This is a genomic window from Bombilactobacillus mellis (assembly GCF_000967245.1).
GTDB lineage: Bacteria > Bacillota > Bacilli > Lactobacillales > Lactobacillaceae > Bombilactobacillus > Bombilactobacillus mellis.
On the sequence record NZ_KQ033877.1, the window covers coordinates 535,932 to 558,231 of the forward strand.

General features: G+C 33.5%; 18 protein-coding genes, 26 tRNA genes and 3 pseudogenes. 45 read left to right on the forward strand and 2 right to left on the reverse strand.

Going from position 1 to position 22,300, the window contains the following annotated elements; translation table 11 throughout:
• From JG29_RS02500 to JG29_RS02630, 27 genes are all read left to right on the forward strand, one after another.
• A tRNA-Val gene (locus JG29_RS02500) sits at positions 1-73 on the forward strand.
• A 2-nt stretch (positions 74-75) separates the two neighbouring features.
• Positions 76-148: transfer RNA gene (locus tag JG29_RS02505), tRNA-Lys, on the forward strand.
• Positions 149-153: 5 nt separating this feature from the next.
• Positions 154-236 (forward strand) — tRNA-Leu (locus JG29_RS02510).
• 46 nt (positions 237-282) lie between these two features.
• Positions 283-355: transfer RNA gene (locus tag JG29_RS02515), tRNA-Thr, on the forward strand.
• A 4-nt stretch (positions 356-359) separates the two neighbouring features.
• Positions 360-431: transfer RNA gene (locus tag JG29_RS02520), tRNA-Gly, on the forward strand.
• An 11-nt stretch (positions 432-442) separates the two neighbouring features.
• Positions 443-528: transfer RNA gene (locus JG29_RS02525), tRNA-Leu, on the forward strand.
• Positions 529-541: 13 nt separating this feature from the next.
• A tRNA-Arg gene (locus JG29_RS02530) sits at positions 542-615 on the forward strand.
• Positions 616-619: 4 nt separating this feature from the next.
• Positions 620-693 (forward strand) — tRNA-Pro (locus tag JG29_RS02535).
• Positions 694-715: 22 nt separating this feature from the next.
• A tRNA-Met gene (locus tag JG29_RS02540) sits at positions 716-789 on the forward strand.
• Positions 790-793: 4 nt separating this feature from the next.
• A tRNA-Ile gene (locus JG29_RS02545) sits at positions 794-867 on the forward strand.
• Positions 868-914: 47 nt separating this feature from the next.
• A tRNA-Met gene (locus JG29_RS02550) sits at positions 915-988 on the forward strand.
• 2 nt (positions 989-990) lie between these two features.
• Positions 991-1,064 (forward strand) — tRNA-Asp (locus JG29_RS02555).
• Positions 1,065-1,070: 6 nt separating this feature from the next.
• Positions 1,071-1,143 (forward strand) — tRNA-Phe (locus JG29_RS02560).
• A gap of 16 nt (positions 1,144-1,159) precedes the next feature.
• Positions 1,160-1,230: transfer RNA gene (locus tag JG29_RS02565), tRNA-Gly, on the forward strand.
• A 2-nt stretch (positions 1,231-1,232) separates the two neighbouring features.
• Positions 1,233-1,306, forward strand: a tRNA-Ile gene (locus tag JG29_RS02570).
• 3 nt (positions 1,307-1,309) lie between these two features.
• Positions 1,310-1,397 (forward strand) — tRNA-Ser (locus JG29_RS02575).
• A 37-nt stretch (positions 1,398-1,434) separates the two neighbouring features.
• Positions 1,435-1,522, forward strand: a tRNA-Ser gene (locus tag JG29_RS02580).
• A 14-nt stretch (positions 1,523-1,536) separates the two neighbouring features.
• Positions 1,537-1,610 (forward strand) — tRNA-Met (locus JG29_RS02585).
• A 2-nt stretch (positions 1,611-1,612) separates the two neighbouring features.
• A tRNA-Asp gene (locus JG29_RS02590) sits at positions 1,613-1,686 on the forward strand.
• Between the two features lie 6 nt (positions 1,687-1,692).
• Positions 1,693-1,765: transfer RNA gene (locus JG29_RS02595), tRNA-Phe, on the forward strand.
• A 5-nt stretch (positions 1,766-1,770) separates the two neighbouring features.
• A tRNA-Tyr gene (locus JG29_RS02600) sits at positions 1,771-1,853 on the forward strand.
• Between the two features lie 8 nt (positions 1,854-1,861).
• Positions 1,862-1,932 (forward strand) — tRNA-Trp (locus tag JG29_RS02605).
• Positions 1,933-1,942: 10 nt separating this feature from the next.
• Positions 1,943-2,016 (forward strand) — tRNA-His (locus tag JG29_RS02610).
• 11 nt (positions 2,017-2,027) lie between these two features.
• Positions 2,028-2,099 (forward strand) — tRNA-Gln (locus JG29_RS02615).
• Positions 2,100-2,109: 10 nt separating this feature from the next.
• Positions 2,110-2,180, forward strand: a tRNA-Cys gene (locus JG29_RS02620).
• 25 nt (positions 2,181-2,205) lie between these two features.
• A tRNA-Leu gene (locus JG29_RS02625) sits at positions 2,206-2,290 on the forward strand.
• 273 nt (positions 2,291-2,563) lie between these two features.
• Positions 2,564-3,241 (forward strand): DUF3800 domain-containing protein, encoded by a 678-nt coding sequence (locus JG29_RS02630; RefSeq protein WP_045922370.1) that lies wholly within the window; start codon positions 2,564-2,566, stop codon positions 3,239-3,241.
• Between the two features lie 575 nt (positions 3,242-3,816).
• Here the strand turns inward: JG29_RS02630 and JG29_RS02635 are convergent.
• Both JG29_RS02635 and JG29_RS02640 read right to left on the reverse strand, forming a co-directional pair.
• Complete coding sequence (locus JG29_RS02635) at positions 3,817-4,296, reverse strand: SAV1803-related protein (protein ID WP_052696278.1); 480 nt, start codon at positions 4,294-4,296, stop codon at positions 3,817-3,819.
• 249 nt (positions 4,297-4,545) lie between these two features.
• Positions 4,546-4,965 (reverse strand): annotated as a pseudogene (locus JG29_RS02640) (recombinase family protein); the annotation flags it as partial.
• A gap of 748 nt (positions 4,966-5,713) precedes the next feature.
• On the opposite strand from JG29_RS02640, the pseudogene JG29_RS02645 reads away from it, so the two are divergent.
• The 18 genes and pseudogenes from JG29_RS02645 to JG29_RS02720 all read left to right on the forward strand — a co-directional run.
• Positions 5,714-6,301, forward strand: a pseudogene (locus JG29_RS02645) (recombinase family protein).
• Between the two features lie 83 nt (positions 6,302-6,384).
• Complete coding sequence (locus tag JG29_RS08950) at positions 6,385-6,519, forward strand: hypothetical protein (RefSeq protein WP_282431998.1); 135 nt, start codon at positions 6,385-6,387, stop codon at positions 6,517-6,519.
• A gap of 954 nt (positions 6,520-7,473) precedes the next feature.
• Entirely contained in the window at positions 7,474-7,680 is a 207-nt protein-coding gene (locus JG29_RS02650; protein ID WP_045922371.1) for a hypothetical protein, read from the forward strand.
• Between the two features lie 1,096 nt (positions 7,681-8,776).
• On the forward strand, positions 8,777-9,085 hold the full coding sequence (locus JG29_RS08875) for a recombinase family protein (RefSeq protein ID WP_052696280.1): 309 nt from the start codon (positions 8,777-8,779) through the stop codon (positions 9,083-9,085).
• A gap of 106 nt (positions 9,086-9,191) precedes the next feature.
• Positions 9,192-9,742 (forward strand): annotated as a pseudogene (locus JG29_RS09030) (SAV1803-related protein).
• A 519-nt stretch (positions 9,743-10,261) separates the two neighbouring features.
• The gene (locus tag JG29_RS02665; RefSeq protein WP_045922372.1) at positions 10,262-10,549 is read left to right on the forward strand and encodes a DUF2089 family protein; all 288 of its coding nucleotides are present in this window, start codon (positions 10,262-10,264) and stop codon (positions 10,547-10,549) included.
• The gene (locus tag JG29_RS02670; protein WP_045922373.1) at positions 10,542-10,835 is read left to right on the forward strand and encodes a hypothetical protein; all 294 of its coding nucleotides are present in this window, start codon (positions 10,542-10,544) and stop codon (positions 10,833-10,835) included. The genes JG29_RS02665 and JG29_RS02670 overlap by 8 nt, the downstream gene beginning before the upstream one ends.
• Positions 10,836-11,581: 746 nt before the next feature.
• On the forward strand, positions 11,582-12,295 hold the full coding sequence (locus tag JG29_RS02675; protein WP_045922374.1) for an SLC13 family permease: 714 nt from the start codon (positions 11,582-11,584) through the stop codon (positions 12,293-12,295).
• Positions 12,249-12,503, forward strand: coding sequence for a hypothetical protein (locus tag JG29_RS09000; protein ID WP_376890447.1), 255 nt, complete (start codon positions 12,249-12,251; stop codon positions 12,501-12,503). The genes JG29_RS02675 and JG29_RS09000 overlap by 47 nt, the downstream gene beginning before the upstream one ends.
• Positions 12,504-12,520: 17 nt before the next feature.
• Positions 12,521-12,688 (forward strand): hypothetical protein, encoded by a 168-nt coding sequence (locus JG29_RS08750; RefSeq protein ID WP_156961606.1) that lies wholly within the window; start codon positions 12,521-12,523, stop codon positions 12,686-12,688.
• 144 nt (positions 12,689-12,832) lie between these two features.
• Entirely contained in the window at positions 12,833-15,025 is a 2,193-nt protein-coding gene (locus tag JG29_RS02685) for a DUF6020 family protein (protein ID WP_045922376.1), read from the forward strand.
• Between the two features lie 94 nt (positions 15,026-15,119).
• On the forward strand, positions 15,120-15,761 hold the full coding sequence (locus JG29_RS02690; protein WP_045922377.1) for a deoxynucleoside kinase: 642 nt from the start codon (positions 15,120-15,122) through the stop codon (positions 15,759-15,761).
• Positions 15,762-15,832: 71 nt separating this feature from the next.
• Positions 15,833-16,327: a QueT transporter family protein gene (locus tag JG29_RS02695; RefSeq protein ID WP_045922378.1), complete on the forward strand. Its 495-nt coding sequence runs from the start codon at positions 15,833-15,835 to the stop codon at positions 16,325-16,327.
• Between the two features lie 175 nt (positions 16,328-16,502).
• Positions 16,503-17,702 (forward strand): glycosyltransferase family 4 protein, encoded by a 1,200-nt coding sequence (locus JG29_RS02700; RefSeq protein WP_045922379.1) that lies wholly within the window; start codon positions 16,503-16,505, stop codon positions 17,700-17,702.
• On the forward strand, positions 17,692-18,723 hold the full coding sequence (locus JG29_RS02705; protein ID WP_045922380.1) for a glycosyltransferase family 4 protein: 1,032 nt from the start codon (positions 17,692-17,694) through the stop codon (positions 18,721-18,723). The genes JG29_RS02700 and JG29_RS02705 overlap by 11 nt, the downstream gene beginning before the upstream one ends.
• A gap of 2 nt (positions 18,724-18,725) precedes the next feature.
• Complete coding sequence (locus tag JG29_RS02710) at positions 18,726-19,799, forward strand: lysylphosphatidylglycerol synthase transmembrane domain-containing protein (protein ID WP_045922381.1); 1,074 nt, start codon at positions 18,726-18,728, stop codon at positions 19,797-19,799.
• Complete coding sequence (locus tag JG29_RS02715; protein ID WP_045922382.1) at positions 19,771-21,846, forward strand: LTA synthase family protein; 2,076 nt, start codon at positions 19,771-19,773, stop codon at positions 21,844-21,846. The genes JG29_RS02710 and JG29_RS02715 overlap by 29 nt, the downstream gene beginning before the upstream one ends.
• Before the next feature lie 4 nt (positions 21,847-21,850).
• Positions 21,851-22,300 (forward strand): Fur family transcriptional regulator (locus JG29_RS02720; protein ID WP_052696281.1); only part of this gene is annotated, 450 nt, incomplete at its 3' end.

Sequence of the window (22,300 nt, forward strand, 5' to 3'; positions counted from 1 at the left end):
GGAAGTTTAGCTCAGTTGGGAGAGCGTCTGCCTTACAAGCAGAGGGTCACAGGTTCGAGTCCTGTAACTTCCATTGAGTCGCTAGCTCAGTTGGTAGAGCAACGGCCTTTTAAGCCGTGGGTCGTGGGTCCGAGCCCCACGCGACTCATTTCTGCGGGTGTGGCGGAATTGGCAGACGCGCTAGATTTAGGATCTAGTGTCCTTTGGACGTATGGGTTCAAGTCCCTTCTCCCGCACTTGTAAGGTTCTTTGAAATTTTAATATTCATTATTTTACTGTATTGCCGACTTAGCTCAGCTGGCAGAGCATCTGTCTTGTAAACAGGGGGTCGGAGGTTCGAATCCTCTAGTCGGCATCATGCGGAAGTAGTTCAGTGGTAGAACATCACCTTGCCATGGTGGGGGTCGCGGGTTCGAATCCCGTCTTCCGCTTTCATTATTTTGCCGGGGTGGCGGAACTGGCAGACGCACAGGACTTAAAATCCTGCGGTAAGTGATTACCGTACCGGTTCGATTCCGGTCCTCGGCATTATAATGAATAAGCACCCATAGCGCAATTGGATAGAGTGTCTGACTACGAATCAGAAGGTTGTAGGTTCGACTCCTACTGGGTGCAGTTTCGGGAAGTGGCTCAGTTTGGTAGAGCACCTGGTTTGGGACCAGGGGGTCGCAGGTTCGAATCCTGTCTTCCCGATTAGCATAAGTTTGCTAATTGTGGCGGTGTAGCTCAGCTGGCTAGAGCGTCCGGTTCATACCCGGGAGGTCGGGGGTTCGATCCCCTTCGCCGCTATTTCGGACCTTTAGCTCAGTTGGTTAGAGCAAACGGCTCATAACCGTTCGGTCGTAGGTTCGAGTCCTACAAGGTCCATGAATAACATTTGTTTTTGGTTATTGGATTTTGTATAATATTATTATCGCGGGATGGAGCAGTCTGGTAGCTCGTCGGGCTCATAACCCGAAGGTCGTAGGTTCAAATCCTTCTCCCGCAATTGGTCCTATGGTGTAGTTGGTTATCACGCCTGCCTGTCACGCAGGAGATCACCGGTTCAAGTCCGGTTAGGACCGTATAATGGCTCGGTAGCTCAGTCGGTAGAGCAATGGATTGAAGCTCCATGTGTCGGCAGTTCGATTCTGTCCCGCGCCATTGTAGTAAATTAACTGCGGGTGTAGTTTAGTGGTAAAACCACAGCCTTCCAAGCTGTTGTCGCGAGTCCGATTCTCGTCACCCGCTTTGGGCCTATAGCTCAGCTGGTTAGAGCGCACGCCTGATAAGCGTGAGGTCGATGGTTCAAGTCCATTTAGGCCCATTTGGAGAAGTACTCAAGTGGCTGAAGAGGCGCCCCTGCTAAGGGTGTAGGTCGCGCAAGCGGCGCGAGGGTTCAAATCCCTCCTTCTCCGTAGGAATTTATTTCCGATATCATTTGGTGGTATTTGTGGAGGATTACCCAAGTGGCTTAAGGGAACGGTCTTGAAAACCGTCAGGCGTGTAACAGCGTGCGTGGGTTCAAATCCCACATCCTCCTTAGTTTAAATTTATCGCGGGATGGAGCAGTCTGGTAGCTCGTCGGGCTCATAACCCGAAGGTCGTAGGTTCAAATCCTTCTCCCGCAATTGGTCCTATGGTGTAGTTGGTTATCACGCCTGCCTGTCACGCAGGAGATCACCGGTTCAAGTCCGGTTAGGACCGTATAATGGCTCGGTAGCTCAGTCGGTAGAGCAATGGATTGAAGCTCCATGTGTCGGCAGTTCGATTCTGTCCCGCGCCATTTATGGAAGGGTAGCGAAGTCTGGCTAAACGCGGCGGACTGTAAATCCGCTCCTTCGGGTTCGGTGGTTCGAATCCACTCCCTTCCATTTGTAATAGGGATATAGTTTAAAGGTAGAACTACGGTCTCCAAAACCGTCGGTGTGGGTTCAATTCCTACTATCCCTGTTATATTCTGGCGGTATTGGTGAAGTTGGTTAACACACCGGTTTGTGGCACCGGCATACATGAGTTCGAGTCTCATATACCGCCCTTTATATTAATGGGTTATAGCCAAGTGGTAAGGCAATGGACTTTGACTCCATTATGCGCTGGTTCGAATCCAGCTAACCCAATTTATTATCTGGCGGTATAGCCAAGTGGTAAGGCAGAGGTCTGCAAAACCTTCATCACCGGTTCAAATCCGGTTACCGCCTTTGGTTATAAACCAAGAGATATTTTGCCGGTGTGGCGGAATTGGCAGACGCGCTGGATTCAAAATCCAGTTCCTGTTAAGGGAGTATCGGTTCGACCCCGATCACCGGTATTAGATAGCGTTTTGGAGTATCTTAGAGAAGCTTATAGAACGAGAAAGCCTTGTTCTATAAGCTTCTTTGTTTTCCTAAATCTTATGAGAGTTTATCCCAGTCAAGTATCAACAAGGTTCCTGATTTCAAGGATAAAAAAGCCCCATAAAGGGAAGGGGGCTATACATATCGACAATTACTTAAATAAATAATACAACTATTAAAAATACCATTTTATTAATAAAGTAAATGATATATTATAGGGATATATGAACGATAATGAGGTATAAATTATGAAAACTAATATTTTTATTGACGATTCTGGACAACTTCATATAAAATATCCTAAAAAGCACATGTTTATATATGGTGGATTTTGGGCACCAGAAAATGAGGTTAGTAAAATAAATACATATTATTCAATTATTAAAATGCAATTATTTAAAAGTAAAAAAGAAGTTAAGGGTTCAAATATGTCTCCAAAAATTAAGAAAAGAATAATTAATAGAATATGTAAAAAGTTTCCTCAAGGATTCCACCCAATATTTATTTGTGTAAACGTTGATAATTTAGATCGACTCAATTTTAATAATAAAAGAAGCGTTCAATTGTTTAAAAATTATCTTATCAGAAGATTAATAGAAATAGCTATTTTAGATCAGAGACGTTATGGTTATTATAGTAGGGATACAGATATTTTTATTGATAATCAAAGCAAAACACAATTAGGTTTCTTTGATTCATTAGAGCCGTACTTGAATAAATATTTCCATGATAGATATGCATCAAGAACTTATATTAAAAATAGTGCTAATTTTAAGGCGAAGTTCTTAGATTCTAAAGCAAGTAATTTAATTCAAATAGCAGATATTTTAGCTAATTCTAAGTATCAATATTATACTGGAAAATTTGATACGTTCAAAATAATTATGAGCGCAAAAAAAGTTAAAGATCCTTTGAAACTTCCTTAAGGTTTCCTCGTGTATGGTAAATATAAATGTTGACATTATATTTTTATTATTTTACAATGTGATTACAGGAGAAATCCTGATAAACGGCCTAGAGCTATATATATAGTCAGTGCGAGGCACCTCATGGTCGTTGGTCTCATTCATCTTTATGTTGGATGAGATTTTTTTATTTATAAATTATTTTTGATCAATTAAAAGTAACGCTATCAATGAAGAATTAGACCAAAAGATATTTGGCTTAATGTAACTGAAAAAAACAGGAGATAAAATCATTAGAAAGATTGGAAATTAGAAGTCAGTTTATGGATGATAACAGTAAAGATAAAAAATAAGCCACAGTCTTAATCGATTGATATCTTTATTTTTGTCTTCTAATTCTATTGTTTCACCAATTAACATTTTTTTGTGTTTGCGCGGTCTATTGGCGGACTAAAGTGTGAGCGTTGATTGATATAATAGCATTTGTATTTTAGAATAATACCGATCACCAGTATTAGATAGCATTTTGGAGCAATTTAGAGAAGCTTATAGAGCTATAAAACTTCGTTCTATAAGTTTTTTTGTTTGCCCAAATCTTATAAATATTGTTGTACTACTTTTACACTTTTTAAATATAATTTGATATCATTCAAAAGGTCTTTCGCTTCATCAGATGATATTAAAGCTGTGTTGTAACAATTCATTTCCCAGCCAGTTTTTGGCTTTCTTTTATTAATATACCATTCTTGAACTTTTGGGATTAAAAATACAATTAATCCAGGTGTCCCAAACTCACCATTAGTTTTTTTAGTAATTATTGCATGCAAAATCAGATGCTCAATCAAATTGCAGTATACTAATCTATCTTTAGTTTGATATTTAAAATTAGGCTTTTTAACTAAAATAAAATCCTTATTCCCTAAATTTAAAAATTTATCTTCATCTATATGGTGGCAGTATAATCCATCTTTTGTTCTACTAGTTTTGCCCTTAGTAGGAGATTTAATCTCTCCGTTTAAAAATTTATTATAGGATGCTTCTTTAAAATAATCATCTAATGCGTAATGCGGCACCATACTTTTTAATTAAACTTTGGACTGCATCATCATATTCTAAATTCAGTAAAGATTTATAATAATTTAATTTATCTGACATATAAATTATCCTTTATACTTAAGGGTATTATCCATAAATAAAATTTCCAATTCCTATTTTACCAGTAAATTCAAATCAAAAATCTTTAAGTATATCCATTCCCTCGTTAATAATAGCTTTCATTACGTTCGCTATGGCTAAAACTAGTTGATAATTGTTTTTTAGGCATTGCCTTCTTTAAAGTTAGGATTATGCATTCTAGCATACATTTTGCCTTCTTGGGTTCTAGTAAGAATCATATCTCTTTCAAATTCTGCGAAGGCGCTGAATACGTTAAAGATTAAACGGCCCGTGGGTGTATCTTCAATTATGCCAATGTTTAAAATATGTACTGCAATTTTTTTGTCGAAAAGTTTTTTCACTACTTGGATATCTTCTACAGTATTGCGGGCAAAGCGATCCAATTTATTAACCATAAGTGTGTCACCTTTTTTAAGCTTTTTAAGTACTTTTTTAAAAACAGGACGATCTACCCTAGTGCCTGTAAATTTTTCCGAATAAATCTTTTGTGCGCCTTTATTTTTTAATTCCTCAATTTGAGCATCTAAATCTTGACCAGCTGTGGAAACTCTAGCATATCCAATAATCATAAAAAAAGCTCCTTACTTTTGAACATAAGTTTTGATACTCTTTCGAGTTTTGATAAAAGTATCTGTGTTTATATTATCAATATTCTGAAGATTTGGGGGATAAGTCTGTCTTCTTTGAATCGAGTCTTAAAAAAGCTTAAAGCAGAAGGATTAATTCTTTAGAAAGATGGTCAGGGGCAAAATGCAGCCAAATTTGCGACCTATAAAACAATAATTACATTAAATAAATCTAAGTTCAAAGAGCGCTGAGAACCAACCTAAAACATTTACAGCAGGCGACTGCAAAAGAACGAAAAGACAAAAGAGAAGCTACGATAATTCAAGTAAAATTGTGGGAGGATACTGGTTAAAAATTTTGTGTTACCAATTGCCTATATATATCTGTATTCGTTTCTTTTTTGCCGTAAGTTAGGAGTCTGTCCTGGGGATTAAGTTGCCTTTTATTTTGACTGCTGTTATTTCTAAATTAGATTATTATTTTGTTTTTTGACAATAGAATAATTAGCTTTTGATCTTTGTAAGAATTGCACTTATAAAGAGAAAATCTTAAAACTTAGCTGAATAAAAATATAAAATTTTGCAATTAAAATAATTATTAGTTTACTGGTATGAGACTAAAAACCAGTGCTTCAAAATTTTTATAATTTTGGAGTTGTGGTTCTCGGGTATACCCTTGGCAGACAATGATTTTTGCGATACTTTTAGGGTTGAAATTGTCTGATAAAGGTGTCTGAAAGGATGAATTATTTTGAAGATTGGATATGCTCGTGTATCTTCGTCGGATTAAAACCTCGATCGTCAACTCGAATCTTTGCAAAAGGCGGGGTGTCAGCAGATTTTCCAGGAGAAGATCAGCGGCAAAAACATGGAACGACCAGAATTGCAAAAAATGTTGGATTTTATTCGAACTGATGATGTTCTTATCATCAGCAGTTTAGAGTGCTTAGGTAGAAATTCCAATGATATCAAAAATATTTTAACTACAATTCAACAAAAGGGTGCTAACGTAGATATTTTAGATTTACCTTCATTTAAAGGAGTGTCGGATCCTAACCACCGCAAACTATTAACGAACTTAGTTGTGGAATTAATGAGTTACGTCGTGCAAAGTGAACGCGAAAAAATTAGGCAGCGGCAGCGAGAAGGTATTAAGCTGGCGAAGCAAAAGGGTGTCTATATAGGTAAACAACAGGAATATTCAGCTCATGCTGCTGATCCACAGAAGCGAGCTATTTATCATGCCGTAATGCGGGCACTCAAAGAGAAAGATTCGATTTTATCGATTATTAAAAGGTATGGGATTGCCCGATCCACAGTGTATCGGATTAAAGCATAATTAGCGTAATAATCACACTAAAATTTAGCTGATTTTTGTTATAATAGTAAAGCAGAGAAGTTAAAGGCGGTGGCGCTCTCATAGTGGGAGGTGGTGCTGATGGTGTAAAAACCCGAGCAGCAGATCCTAACGAAAGGAGTAGCCTAGGTGTCCGTGCCGGAAATTCCACGGCTATTTCTAGTGCTTTGGAATTGAAATTAATACGAACCAGCATTTAATTTTAAAACTAAAAATAATTCCTTTATAATGTTAGTTTCTACAATCAGCCATGGAAGCAGAACTTACTTTGAGCATTACTACTTTAACGTAGTTTGACTTTGGAACGAAAGCCATTTTAGTTCAACTATGCCAAATCCAGCAGCAGATTTCTGATAAAAATCGGCGTGGCTAAGTCTGCCATTTTAACCGAATTACAACGGGTTCAGACTTACACTACAGTTTTAACCCAACAATATGCGAATTAAAAAAGAAAACACCGTGGTCTCAAAACCGTTCTTAACGTCCCGCTCAAGCATTTGGTAAAAGATCATTTACGCTTGACTTGGTCGCCAACAGCGATTGCTACTAAATTTAAGTTAGCGACGGCTTCAATTTAGAATTAGCTGAATCAAAGTAAGCTGACTTTTGAGCCCCAGTATTTTGTCAGTATCGACGTAGTCAAGAGACTCAAGGACATTAATAAACTTGAATCTAGCAATGTTCGGAAGCAGTCAATCAGCGTGTAAAGTTTGGTTATTGGAAAGTAGATACTGTCTTATCGAGTAGTGGGCAAGCTAAGAAGGTTTGGTTTAGTAACTTTTGTAGAGCGCCACAATCGCCCATTTTTGGGCAATGAAAGCGAAGAATCGCACCTCACAGTCCTTAAAATTTTAAATGTAGTTGTTTAGGTCGATTTATATCATCCTTATTCTCTTTGGGAACGTAGGAGTAATTAGTGTTTTAACCGCCAGTTGCGCTGGTTCTTTCCTAAGCAAACTAACTTTAACCAAGAACTATTGATCAAGTATTGAAAGCTGTCAAAAAAAGTTAAATTATTTTAAAATAATATTATATTTTATTAAACTTATGTATGGTATAATTTTAAGTGTAGTGAAATCGTTTCCTACACGAATGAAAGTAAGATTATATTTGATTGAAGAAGTGATTTTGAAAAATGGGTCTATTTAGAAATTTTGCGTCAAAAAGATGACAAGGTAGTAATTCATAATATAGATAATGATCGAATGATTGTAACTAATAATGCAGTTTTTGGTTTTTTGAAAAACACAACTGATACAAATAATCCATTATTTGATTTATTTGATTTTTTAAATACAAAAAAGAAAGTTGTTCGAAATACATTTGAGATTGATATTTTTAGTAAAACTATTGAATCTTAAATTGTAAAAAATTAGTATTTCCATTTATATTATTAACTAACTATGTTTCTTTATTTCAGTTTTTTATTCAAGAAATTTATTTTATCAAATTATAACTCTTTATTGAGCATCAGTATTGGAAGAATAAATATATTAAAATTAATAATATATTATATTGCATCAATGATCATAATAACTTTTTTGCATGAGTTGTCTCATTACTCTTATTACTATACTTATCTTTCACCAAAGAGATTTACCTTTGGAATAACGATTAGATACATATCTATGATTATGTTTTTTACAAATATACCATTTATAAATACAATTAATGCAAAAGATAAGATTAAAATTATAAATGCTGGCATAAAATGCAATTTGTTATTAGTTCTGTAGTTATATTACTTGGCAGTATAACACCTAGTTTATTTTTGTCTGTACTTTTTTTATTGTAAACTTAGTAACGTTGATAACTAATTTACTACCTTTTTTAAAGCTAGATGGATATTGGGCTATTAGCACTTTTTTGGGTGTATCTGACTATGACGAATATATTAAGATGTTAAAACATAAGGCCCCCTTTAAATCAAATACTATTATTCTAGGCACTTTTAACAGTATATTAATATTATTAACAGTTTTATCATTGTTTTTTGAAATTTTTAAGTATGTTATATCTATTTTATAGGGAGATTATAGCTATGTCTAAGTATTTATATTTATTAATTGTTGCTATATTAATGATAGCACTTGTAGTAGTTTATTACTTTAATATAATATCATCATTAGGTATGTTCGTTTTGGTATTAGTTTTATTTCTATTTCAAGTATTTTTGTATTATAGAATTAAATAATATCAATGTGATTGTATTTCTTGATAATATAAATGCAGATACTTTTATCAAATGACAGAATAGTGTCATAACTTAGGCTCAAAAATGAGGAGATTTATTATTATTGGATATTCCAGAATTTTCATAGCTTGTCAATATTTAAAAAGCAAAATTGCAGAATTAAAAAACTCACAAAGAGTTTATGCTGAAAAATACGTGAGTACTAAATTAAATGTCCAGTTTTTGAATGTGTTCTCAAAAAACTTAAAAAAGGAGACACACTCATGGTTACTAAATTGGATCGTTTCGCCCGCGATACCGTAGAAGCAATTCAAGTAGTCCAAAAACTTTTTAACAAAAAGATTGCAGTACATATTTTAAATATTGGCATAATTGAAGATACACCTACAGGCCACTTAATTTTTAATATCTTTAGTGCCTTTGCAGAATTTGAAAGAGATATGATTGTTACTAGGACTCAAGAAGGCAAAACGTATGCTAGAATGCATAATCCTAACTTTAAAGAAGGCAGACCTAAAAAACAATTATCAACTAGTTTTAGCCATAGCGAACATAACGAAAGCAGTTATTAATTAAAGAATGGATACACTTAAAGATTTTTGATTTGAATTTACTGGTAAAATAGGAATTGGAAATTTTATTTATGGATAATACCCTTAAGTATAAAGGATAATTTATATGCCAGATAAATTAAATTATTATAAATCTTTACTGAATTTAGAATATGATGATGCAATCCAAAGTTTAATTAAAAAGTATGGTGCCGCATTAGATGATTATTTTAAAGAAGCATCCTATAATAAATTTTTAAACGGAGAGATTAAATCTCCTACTAAGGGCAAAACTAGTAGAACAAAAGATGGATTATACTGCCACCATATAGATGAGGATAAATTTTAAATTTAGGGAATAATGATTTTATTTTAGTTAAAAAGCCTAATCTTAAATATCAAACTAAAGATAGATTAGTATACTGCAATTTGATTGAGCATCTGATTTTGCATGCAATAATTACTAAAAAAACTAATGGTGAGTTTGGGACACTTGGATTAATTGTATTTTTAATCCCAAAAGTTCAAGAATGGTATATTAATAAAAGAAAACAAAAAACTGGCTGGGAAATGAATTGTTACAACACAGCTTTAATATCATCTGATGAAGCGAAAGACCTTTTGAATGATATCAAATTATATTTAAAAAGTGTAAAAGTAGTACAACAATATTTATAATTTTTGTTTATATCTATATGTAAATAATTTCTATATATTAACGTTAATAGTAAACGTTAATAGTATCGGTTAACGGAATTAGTGAATTATGATTATTTACGAAGCTTATAGAACGTGAAAAATGCGTTGTATTAGCTTTTTTAATTATTAAAATCCATTCAACCTTACTTAATTAATATTGCTATTTCCTTTTTAAACTTAGTTTATTCTAGAGCCGGTATGCTCACATCATCTGCTCACTCTATAAAACCTAGAAATTATAAATTCAGCATATATTCCAGTGGTATTGGGATCCTTTTTGTCAATCTAATCTTCTCATTTGGAAGAACGTATTTTAAAGTATGTCTATTTAAAAGCTGTCTTATAATAGTCAATATATTTTGTAACTACAAACAAAATTTGACAGGTTTATATATCATAATTTTAAGTTTAAATTTAATTTATTTGATTATTTACTTTAATTATGTTTTAATTTAGTGAAATATAATTAAAGTATTAGATTTTAAGAGGTATAGGCATTTGAGTAATAAACATCAATGGTTGGATAGTTTGACACCTGATGAAGAAGCATTTGTAAAAAACTTTATATTAAATTCTGGGTCTCTTAAAAAATTACAACGTGAATATAAAGTTTCATATCCTACAATTAGGCATAAACTAAATACTATTATAGAAAAAATTCGGGAAAAGCCTGATCGCAAAAATAATTTTAATCAAAAATTAATGCAGTTAGTTATTGATGAAGATATTAGTTTATATGCTGCTAATATAATAATGCAAATGTACAAGGAGGAAAAAGATGATTAGTATTCAAAGCATAATTATAGGCCTGATTTTTATCGTAGCTCAAAGTATTTTATCCCGCTTTCATAAGTATCCTTATTTAGGGTTTATTCTTCCTTTAGTATACTTATTTTTCATTCTGTACAAGTATTTTGTGGTAAACATGATACCTCACCTATGGCAAGCTGCGCTTGTGTTAATTGTTGGCGAAGCTTTGTTACTAGAAATTCAATATACAGATTCTAAAGAATCAAAAAATAAAAGGAAAAGAGAGCTTGATAAAATCAAAGCTCACGATTCTAAAGAATAAAAAAGAGAAAGTGTTTTCCAATGCGCTTTTCTTAAAATAATCCAAAAAGGATTTAAACATGTGATTCGTTCTAAGTTCATTGAAACTACGACAGCAGTTATTTGTGTGATTAAAGATAAATAGACGGAATTTCTATTCACCACTTCAAAAAATTAAAAAGAGTCTAGATCATTGTTTATGTAAAGATTGATTGCATACTATCTTTTTTTTTGCTTTTTATATTAAAATTTCTTAATTTTTTAAATATCTATGATTGTTTGCAAAAGTATAATTTGTAAAAGTCCAAACTTTTATTTGGACTTTTTGTTTGTCAATAAATCAAGAAAAGATGTGAAACGAATTTAAAGCAAGTTAATCATGGTTAATTACATAAAATATGTGGATTCAAATCGTATGGTCAGTAAAAGCCGTGAAGAAAAAATTTTGAGATCAATTAATATCCTCATGGTGTAGAATTTTGTTTTTGCTTCTAAAATGCAAGTAGAACTAGAGAAACCTAATCTTGTTTTAATGATGCTTATTCTGACAGCTATCATAGTATTAGCAAGATTTATGTTGTTATGAAGTCAAAGATAGGAATAAGACGAGTGTTCAAATAAAGACTAATTCAAAAGTCTGGTATAATTTCAAAAAGAAAAACACAGAGCCATTGATACGCCAAATAAAGAAAAAATTACCAGACCTAGATAGACTGGATTTATTAAGATATCTAGGCGTTAATTACTTAGAAATATGGTCATACAATTATGAAAATTATCAAGTCAATAGTTAGCGATAAGTTATTAGTAATCAGTTTTTTGGTAACATTATTAACTTTTTTCGTTGGAAGACCTCAGGGTAAAGATATAGATTGGCAAACAATCGGGTCTTTATTTATGCTGCTGGTGGTAGTACAAACGTTACAATTTTTAGGGATTTTTAAATACTTAGCATTTTCGCTGACCAAAAAGGTTCATGATACCCGCTTATTAATTGGTGTTATTGTTCTCATTGCCTTTTTTAGTTCCATGTTAGTCACTAATGATGTTAGTATTATAAAGTTAATCCCGCTTTTAGCTTTAAGTATTAGTAAAACTGCAATTGATCCGATTTTTCCCGTTATTTTGTTATGCTTGGCTGCTAATTTAGGAAGTTTATTAACGCCCATGGGTAATACCCAAAATTTATTTTTATTTATTCATTATAATTTAACAATCAAAAAATTTTTACTGATGGGTTTGCCTTTGAGTCTAGTAAGTTTATTGCTTTTAGAAATCATGTGTGGGACTATCAAGCCACAGAAAATTCAAAGTTTAACAATCACTATGCCAGATTTGAATAAAAAACAACTGGTTTTAGCCTTGGGAGGCGCGCCTTTTGTATTTATTATCAATCTTAAAATTTGTTTCCTTATTAGGGAACATTTTAATATCTGTGGGAATAGCTTGTTTAATTTCCAGAAAAATTTTGCAAAGTGTTGATTATTCAATTTTATTAACATTTATTTGCTTTTTTGTTGCGATTAGTAATATTAGTAATTCTAATTTTTTAGTGCAATTATTAAAACAAACGGGAAATAATACTTATCATGTATATTTTATTAGTATTTTTTTAAGTCAATTTTTAAGTAATGTACCTCCTACTTTTTTGCTGGCACCTTTTACTAATCATTATTATGCGCTTTTTTAGGCAGTAATATTGGCGGTTTGGGAACGATTATTGCTTCCTTGGCTAATGTTTTGGCTTTTAAGCAATATTTATTACATTTTTCTAAAAAAGGTGGGGGCTATTTAATTAAATTTACTATTGTTAGTTTTGCACTATTGCTTATTTTAATTTTAGCAGGTGTGCTTTTAATCTTTTGGAAAACTTAATTTTTTAATTGTCTTAGATGGAAAAATTATTAAAGGAACAGTTTTGGTTATAGTTTTAGCTGGGAAATAACAATAAGTGATGAAGTTTTCAAGTATCTAGCTTATAATTAATTGCGAAATAAGCTGATAAGCGGGGGCGGAAGAATGAAAAGTAGAACGAGTAAAATGTTAAGTTTGATTCTGGCTATTTTAGCAGCAATATTTGTCACTATGTGGCTTGATTTATTTTTAAATAATTATAGTATTTCCCCATTTAGTACAATTTATTTTCTGGAGATAGCAGTCGGTTTTACTTTAGCCATTAAGCAGTTAATGAGGCCCACTTCACAATTATTATTGCGAGGTGGAATTTTACTGCTAGTTACAATTATAGAATCTCTAATTGTCTTACTAGTTGGTTATTTACAATTGGGTACTTTTACGGGTTTTAGTTGGCAATTTGTCTGTGGATTATTATTAATTAATACTCTTTTTGTTTTTAGCAATTGGCACCAATATTCACTCAATTTATGGCAGTTTTTTCTAGCTGTGTTAATAGTCGTTTGGGAAACTTTAGCTATTGGCTGGAATTTTGATGTGGCTAGCACGGAATGGAATTGGCTTATAATTATTGGTGGTTTGAATTTATTAATAACTATAATCGCTTTTGCCCACATTTCTAATTCTCAGTCTTGGAAACTGGCAACTGTTGCTGGGGTCCTATTTGCTTTAGCATTGGTTTTAGGCAAGCCGTTATATGAAACCTATAAATTCCCCCGTTTAAATAGTGAAGTATTAATCAAATTAGGTGGATTTATCTTTTTTTGGACGATTGTTGTAGCTTTAATACTGGATTTTTTAATTACTAAACATCCCCGAATTACTCAAACTTCTGGATATGTAAAAATTCAAAATTGGTTTAATAATTTACCGCATCCTTGGTTATTAAGCAGCAGTATTTCCTTTATTATTTTTATACCAGCTATAATCGCTTTAGCTCCAGGTATTTGGAGTTATGATACTCCTTTTCAGTATTTTTCTATGACTCATGGCGAGTGGAGTATTGGACAGCCTATCGCTAGTATGTTTATTGTATATATCTTTGTGCATCTTATTGGGTCACAGCTTCTTCACTCACTTAGTTTAGGGATCTTTTTATTAATTATTGTTCAATTTTTATTGGCGGCGTTAATTTTTGGTTATGGTTTGCAGTTGTTAAATCGCTGGCATTTGCCCTGGCCAATTCAGTTATTAACGTGGGGATGGTGGAGTTTACATATTACTAATTGGACCTCATTGGCACAGGTTAATACTAAGGATACTTGGAGTGCTTTGGCTGCAACTTTAATTATGATTTTTCTCTTAGAAATGTGGCTGGATCAGGATCGTTTTTTTCATTCTTATGGCAAATTATTCATATTGGTATTGGCGATATTAATTTTTTTAACTTTTCGAAATAGTAGCCGCTTGGTTCTCTTATTATTTATTCCTTTGTGGCTAATTTTATGTTGGAAATATTGGAAGAAATTAATTGCTTTGTTTGCCGTAATTGGAGTAATATTTGTCGTCTTTAATGGTCCGGTTGTTCAACATTTGCCTAGTAAAAACGCTAATGCTACTACGGGAGTAAGGTCTTTAAGTTCTACAGGCGGTTTAAAAACGCAAATTATTTTTGGTAGTTACGTGAGTGCTGGGCAACATTTTAGTGCTGCCGATAAAAGTTTACTCTGGACTATTTTACCCAAAGGTACCCCAAAACAATATCAACGTTTCTATAGCCCCCAGTTTGCTGATCAAGCTAATCTAGTTTGGCAGCAATTTTATAAATTTTATCCATATATACATCGGGGTAATTTTCAACAACGACGTTCACAAATGTTAAAACGAATTATCATTCATTATCCCCAGGCAACTTTACAGGCAATTTTAAATTTAAATTTAGGCTGGTATTATCCTCAAAGTACTTATCCTTCACGTTCTGGCAATATTTATAATGAAGTTATTAATGAAACTAAAAACGGGCCCATGACTAAACCCGGGGTTATTATTAATAATTGGCAGTGGTGGCCAGGTCTTTATCAAATGGTTTATGATTTGGAACAGAGTGGAAATTATTCACAGTATCCTGTGATTGCCAGCTTTTTTGATCCTGCCTGCTGGAGTTGGATCTTACTAATTATTTTATTAGCTTTAATTTCTCAAAAATCATGGTCTGCCTTATTAATAGCGGCTTTTGCAATGCTGCAATGGCTTTGTTTATGGGCCGCCCCAGTAGTTTTAGCACGCTATATCTATCCGATATTTTTGCTCTTACCCCTATTACTAGCTTTAATCTACTTACGGCCACACACTAAGTAACCACTAGATTTGGTAATTAGAAAAAAAGATATACAATATGTAGTTGGTTTATGCTATTATGTATAAGTTGTTTAATAATGGGAGGAAGCAAATGATGATTGTTTTAAGCGGCATGATTGGCGCAGGTAAAAGTAGTTTGACAACTATTTTGGCAGAACATTTGGGAACTCAGGCTTTTTATGAACAGGTTGATGATAATCCTGTGTTGCCGCTGTTTTATGCTGATCCGAAAAAATATGCTTTTTTATTGCAAATTTATTTTTTAAATAAACGATTTGCTTCAATTAAAAGAGCTTTAGCAGACGATAACAATGTTTTGGATCGCTCGATTTATGAAGATTCATTGTTTTTTCATATCAATGCGGATATGGGCCGGGCTACAGAACAAGAGGTCCAGGTTTATGATGAATTGCTAGATAACATGATGGAAGAGCTGCCTTATGCAGCCCATAAAAAAGCTCCGGATTTATTGGTCCATTTGGAGATTTCTTATGATAAAATGTTAGAGCATATTAAAAAACGGGGTCGTTCTTATGAACAGCCGGAAAATGATAGTTCTTTAGTGGGTTATTATCATAATCTATTAGATCGTTATGATGCTTGGTATCAAAATTATAACTATAGTCCCAAGATGCAAATTAACTGTGATCAATTAGATTTTGTAGATAATCCGGTTGATCGTCAAAAAGTTTTGGCCCTGATTGATGAACAGTTAAAAAAACGGGGCACTTTATAATTTTATTTTTATTAAGACAGTTTGTTTCCAGGAATACCTGTCTTTAAACAAATATGATGGAGGAAATTATCATGAAAAAATATTTTGCTGCTTTTACAACTCAAGATTGGATTAAGAATGCCTTAATTGCGGCTATTTATGTAGTCTTAACAGTGACACCCCCACTAAATTCAATGGCTTATGGCAGTATCCAACTGCGAATTTCTGAAGTGATGGTTATGTTGCCTTTTTATAATGCTAAATTTGTTCCCGGTCTAACCTTAGGGTGCTTAATTACCAATATGTTCAGCCCTACAGCAGCAGTCGACATGGTTGTAGGAACGTTAGCTTCCTTATTAGTTTTCTTAATAATTATTCATTTACAACACGGCTACTGGGTACCTTTAGTGGCTGGGGTTGTCAATGGCTTAATTATTGGGGCAGAATTATTTGTGATGACCAAAGTGCCATTTTGGCTGACGGCTTTTTATATTTTTATAGGTGAATTTATTGCGGTTTTAATAGGTTATATTTTATTTGCCCTGCTTTTAAAGAATCAGCAGGTGAATAAATTAATTAAAAGCTAAGTCCTGTGTTCGTGGTTGCAGTTTGGAAGTAGAAAAATAAAATAATAATTTTTGTAGATTTGAACTAAGTTGATAATTTTTATTATCTGAACTTAGTTCATTTTTAGTCTTAAATATGTTTTAAACTAGGATTTTGGTATAATGAATTGTATTAATTGATTGAGGTGAGCTTCAAATGAATGTTGGTATATTTACGGATACCTATTTTCCCCAGGTAAGTGGTGTGGCAACATCAATTCAAACCTTACGTAATGATTTGGAACGTAAAGGTAATACAGTTTATATTTTTACCACTACTGATCCGCACGTTGCCAAAAATACGATTGAACCTAATATTTTTCGTTTAGGGAGTATTCCTTTTATTTCTTTTACTGATCGGCGTATTGCTTATCGCGGAATGTTTCATGCTTTAAAATTGGCGAAAGAATTAGATTTGGATATTGTTCATACACAGACAGAATTTTCCCTAGGCCTGATTGGAAAGTTTGTGGCTCATAACTTAAAGATTCCTTGTGTTCATACTTACCATACGATGTATGAAGATTACCTGCACTATGTTTTAAATGGCCATTTATTAAAACCTTATCACGTTAAACAAATGTCTAAGTTATTTGTTTCGGGAATGTCCGGAATAGTCGCTCCTAGTACACGTGTTTATGATACTTTACGGGGTTATGGTATCAAAACTCCGATGGAGATTATTCCTACAGGGGTAGATTTATCGGAATATACACGCCCAGTGGATACAGTCGCTTTACGTAAAAAATTGCATTTAACCTTGAATCAGCCCATCTTATTGACTTTAAGTCGGGTCGCTAATGAAAAAAAGATTGAAATTCTCATTCAAAATATGCCGCTTCTCTTAAAATATTATCCTAATCTAGTCTTACTAGTAGTGGGGGACGGTCCGGATATGGACGATTTGGTCCTTCAAGTTCAAGAATTAAAAGTTGCACGTAACGTTATATTTGTGGGTGAGGTTGAACATGATCAGATTTCACCTTATTATCATTTGGCGGATTTATTTGTTTCGGCCAGTGATACCGAATCTCAAGGCTTGACTTTTATTGAAGCCTTAGCTGCCGGCTTAAAATGTGTGGTCCGCTCTAGTCCTTATACGGATGAATTGTTTGATGATCCTTCATTAGGGGTGACTTATAGTCATCCGGAAGATTATGCTGGACTAGTGTTACAATATTTACAACATCAAGGGGCTTTTGATGAGATACAGCATCGACAAAAGAAACTTTATTCTATTTCTTCTGATTATTTTGGTGACCAGATTTTAGAATTTTATCAGGATGCTTATAAATATTTTCTCCGCAAAAAATTAGCTAATGAACCTCTGAAGGATGGTCAATACTATGACGATTAAAATAACAATGTTTTCTTCCGCTCAAAAAGTAGCTGGTCAAGGGGTAGGCAGTGCTTATAGCGAGTTAATTAGACTGTTAAAAACTTATTTAAACAATGATTTTGAAATTTGCATCAACGATTATCACCGTACTGATATTAGTCACTACCATACAATTGATCCGCAATTTTACTTGTCTACTTTTTCACCTAAGCGGGGGCGTAAGATCGGTTATGTGCATTTTTTGCCGGAAACTTTACAAGGGAGTCTTAAAATTCCGCATTTAGCTCAGCCGCTAGTAGCTAAATATATAATTTCTTTTTATAAACGAATGGATCAAATTGTTGTCGTAAATCCCAGTTTTATTCCCAAGTTGACTGCTTATGGGATTGCTCCGGAAAAAGTCACCTATATCCCCAATTTTGTTTCCCAAAAAGAATTTTATCCGGTATCTGAAGACCAAAGACAGCAAATTCGGCAGCAATTAGGTCTGACGGCCAGTGATTTTGTGGTTTTGGGTGATGGACAAGTCCAAAAACGTAAGGGAGTCGATGATTTTTACCGTTTGGCTCAGAATAACCCGCAGATACAATTTATTTGGGCAGGGGGCTTTTCTTTTGGCCGGTTAACAGATGGTTATCAGCACTATCAACGATTAATGCAAAACGCGCCTCATAATATGCATTTTACCGGCATTGTTGATCGCCAAAAGCTGAATGATTACTTAAATGCCGCCGATTTATTTTTATTACCGTCTTTTGATGAGTTATTTCCAATGTCAGTTTTAGAAGCTTTTAATACGCACACTCCGGTTTTATTACGTGATCTGCAATTATATCATGATATTATTGCCGGTTATTATCAGCCTGCTGAAAATTATCAAGAGATGAATCAAATTATTCGGCATCTCTGGACCAATCCGGCTGATTTACTGCAACTGGCACAATTGGCAGCCGCAGGGGCAGATTACTATTCAGAGCAACATTTAAGTGAGATTTGGCGAACCTTTTATTTACAACAATATAACCAAAAAAGAGGCTAACTATGAGTCGAAAGAATCAATTATCGGCATTTATAATGTTACTTATTGGTTTGGGGATTTTTGCTTTTGAAATGCGCAATACTAATTTACGTAGCTTATGGCATCAGGCCCTGCAAATGAATTTGTTTTGGTTAGTAATTGCTTTTGGGGCGATGTTTTTATCATATTTTTTTGAGGCCCTAGTTTTAAAAGTCTTACTAAAAAATCGGGAAGATTCGCTGCATAATTGGTGGAACATTTGTAGAATACCTTGGATTCAGGCCCTTTTTAATGCGATCACCCCTTTTTCGTCTGGTGGACAGCCGGCGCAATTAATTGCTTTATTACAGTCTGGAGTAGAGGGTGGACGTGCCAGTTCTGTATTATTAATGAAATTTATTATTTATCAAACGATAGTTCTTATTAATTTTATTATAGCCATGGTATTTAAATTTCAAAGCATTGCTCAACATTATGCGGCTTTGTCCTATTTAATTGCTGGCGGATTCATTATTCATGTATTTACTATTGGCTTATTATTGATGATTATGTTTTACTATCGTTTTACCCGAAATCTGTTCATTGGAATTATGAAGATAGTATCTTGGTTCATAAGTCCGCAAAAAGCCCAAGCTTGGAGTCAGAAAGTTTTAAGCAAGATTGATACTTTTTATAATGAAAGTCTCGTTTTAAAAAAGGAATGGCGAAAAGTTTTATTAGCAACATTGTTGACGTTTATTCAATTATTGTTTTACTATTTGGTAGTCTATTTTACATTATTGGCTCTGCATGTAAATCATGCCAAGTTAATTGATATTTTGATTATGCAGATCATGATTGTAATGATTACGTCTATTTTTCCTATTCCGGGCGGTACTGGCGGAGCTGAGTATAGTTTTAAAACTTTATTTGCTAAATTTGTTAGTACACCAAGCCAATTATTTTTAGGAATGTTTATTTGGCGTTTTATTACTTATTATTTAGGTATGTTTTTAGGGATTATTGCTGTAGCTTTTAAACCAATCAACGAGCGCAAGAATGTGCAAATGCGTGGAGGAAAAATTTTTAATGAAGAATTTAAAAAATCGAATAACTAATTTCTTGAATACAAAACTCGGCTTTTTTGCTTTTGCCGTGATTTTGTGTTGGATCAAAACGTATTTGATTTATTTAACTAAATTTAATTTAGGCGTACATGGAAGTATGCAGGCCTTTTTACTCTTATTAAATCCCATTCCCACTACCTTATTATTATTGGGAATTGCAATTTATATGAAGGGCAGAAAATCATATGTTTATATGATAATTATTGATCTGATTACTGCCACTTGGTTATTTGCCAATATTTTATACTATCGAGAATTTTCTGATTTTTTAACTTTAACCTTAATGAAGGGATCCAGTTCCGTTTCTAATAACTTAGGTAAAAGTATTCTCGGAATTATTAAGCCGACGGATTTTCTGGCTTTTATTGATATTTTAATTTTAGTAATTCTTTTAGCTGCCAAAATAATCAAAATTGATATAAGCAAATTAAATAAGCGGATACCAACTACCATTACTGCTATTGCCGTAGTAGCCTTTGGTATTAATTTAACATTAGCACAACAGGATCGTTCGGGTTTACTGACACGAACTTTTGATAATAATTATATTGTTAAATATTTAGGATTAAACTCGTTTTCGGTTTATGATGCAGCTAAAGCAGCTAAAACCAGTGCCGTCAAGGCTAATGCTGATAGTTCGGATATGAATACTGTAAAAAATTATATTAACAATAATCGCTTACCCTCTAATGTCCAATATACAGGAGTAGCCAAAGGGAAAAATGTCTTTATTATCCATTTGGAAAGCTTCCAGCAATTTTTAATTGATTTTAAATGGGATAATCAAGAAGTAACCCCGAACATTAACAAATTGTACCACTCCAAAAGTACTTTAAGTTTTGATAATTTTTTTAATCAAGTTGGTCAAGGAAAAACAGCGGATGCGGAGTTAATGTTGGAAAACTCCTTATTTGGCTTGCCTGAAGGAGCAGCGATGGTAACTGATGGTACCTCCAATACTTTTCAGGCAGCACCGGCTATTTTAGGCCAAAGAGGCTATACTACCGCTTCGTTTCATGGCGATGTTCCTAGTTTCTGGAATCGCGATAACACCTATAAGTCTTGGGGATATGATTATTTCTTTAGTTCCAAATATTACAAAGACAAAAAGGACTATAACATCGGTTATGGTATGAAAGATAAAATTTTCCTCCGTGATGCCGCTAATTATGTGCAGCAGCTGCCGCAGCCTTTTTATGCTAAGTTGATCACCGTGACGAACCACTATCCTTATTTACTGGATAAGAAGAATCAAACTATCCAAAAAACTAATACTGGTGACAGTACTGTTGATGGCTATGTTCAGACAGCGCATTATTTAGATCAAGCCGTGGGAGAATTTATGGATTGGTTGCAAGCAACTGGCTTAGACAAGAAAAGTGTCGTCATTTTTTATGGAGATCATTATGGAATTTCTGCTAACCATAAAAAAGCTGTCGCTAAATTATTAAATAAAAAAGACTTTGATAATTTTGATAATGCTCAATTTCAAAGAGTACCTTTTATGATTCATATGAATGGATTACAGGGGGGAATTAACCACACGTATGGTGGTGAAATTGATGTCTTACCAACGATTTTAAACTTATTAGGTGTAAAAAATGATGATACAATTCAATTTGGAACCGACTTATTAGCACCAAAACGTTCTGAAGTAGTAGCTTTTCGTAATGGAGATTTTGTGGCCCCTGATTTTACTAAGGTTAATGGCACCTATTATTACACTAAAACTGGGGAAACTGTCGGTTCTTTAACCCCAGAGCAGCAACAAAAAGTTGAACAAATGTCTAATCGTGTGGATACTGAATTATCATTATCAGATAAAGTGATTACAGGAGATTTATTACGTTTTTATAAACCTAAAGGCTTTCAAAAAGTAGTTAAAAAGGATTATAGTTATAATAAAAATAAATCTTTGAAACGCTTACGAAAGCAAAACCATCTTAAAAAGAATAGTATTATGATGCAAAATCATGATAAATCTTTAATGAACTTGTATCATACTGATGCCCCAGAACTAACCAAGCAAGGAGGATAATAAAATGGCTAACAAGGAGTTAGATCAACTGATAGCGCAGTTACGTTCACAAAAGATTAGAATCACTGATCAACGGCTGGCAATTTTAAAATATATGATAACCCATCATAATCATCCTACTGCCGAAGATGTCTATAATGATTTAAAGGACACCCATAATAATATTAGTATTGCAACTGTTTATAATAATTTACGCTTTTTAGTGAAAGTAACACCGATTAGGGAATTAACTTATGTGGATAAGTCAATTCACTTTGATTATTTTCATAAAGAGCATTTTCATGCAATTTGCGATCAATGTGGACAGATTTTTGATGTCAATTATTCTGATTATTCAAATTTATTAAAAAATTTAAAGTCGGATTCTGCCTTTCAGATTAACAATGTGCAATTAAATATTCATGGAATTTGTCCAGATTGTCAAAAAAGACTTGCATCTGCGGGCAAAAGTTGG

Excerpts from the sequence above, each read along its gene's own strand:
- JG29_RS02690 (WP_045922377.1), top strand. The coding sequence starts at position 15,120 with ATGATTGTTTTAAGCGGCATGATTGGCGCAGGTAAAAGTAGTTTGACA.
- JG29_RS02675 (WP_045922374.1), top strand. The coding sequence starts at position 11,582 with ATGAAAATTATCAAGTCAATAGTTAGCGATAAGTTATTAGTAATCAGT.
- JG29_RS02705 (WP_045922380.1), top strand. The coding sequence starts at position 17,692 with ATGACGATTAAAATAACAATGTTTTCTTCCGCTCAAAAAGTAGCTGGT.
- JG29_RS02670 (WP_045922373.1), top strand. The coding sequence starts at position 10,542 with ATGATTAGTATTCAAAGCATAATTATAGGCCTGATTTTTATCGTAGCT.
- JG29_RS02695 (WP_045922378.1), top strand. The coding sequence starts at position 15,833 with ATGAAAAAATATTTTGCTGCTTTTACAACTCAAGATTGGATTAAGAAT.
- JG29_RS02685 (WP_045922376.1), top strand. The coding sequence starts at position 12,833 with ATGAAAAGTAGAACGAGTAAAATGTTAAGTTTGATTCTGGCTATTTTA.
- JG29_RS02710 (WP_045922381.1), top strand. The coding sequence starts at position 18,726 with ATGAGTCGAAAGAATCAATTATCGGCATTTATAATGTTACTTATTGGT.
- JG29_RS02700 (WP_045922379.1), top strand. The coding sequence starts at position 16,503 with ATGAATGTTGGTATATTTACGGATACCTATTTTCCCCAGGTAAGTGGT.
- JG29_RS02635 (WP_052696278.1), bottom strand. The coding sequence starts at position 4,296 with ATGGTGCCGCATTACGCATTAGATGATTATTTTAAAGAAGCATCCTAT.
- JG29_RS02630 (WP_045922370.1), top strand. The coding sequence starts at position 2,564 with ATGAAAACTAATATTTTTATTGACGATTCTGGACAACTTCATATAAAA.
- JG29_RS02715 (WP_045922382.1), top strand. The coding sequence starts at position 19,771 with ATGAAGAATTTAAAAAATCGAATAACTAATTTCTTGAATACAAAACTC.
- JG29_RS08875 (WP_052696280.1), top strand. The coding sequence starts at position 8,777 with ATGGTTACTAAATTGGATCGTTTCGCCCGCGATACCGTAGAAGCAATT.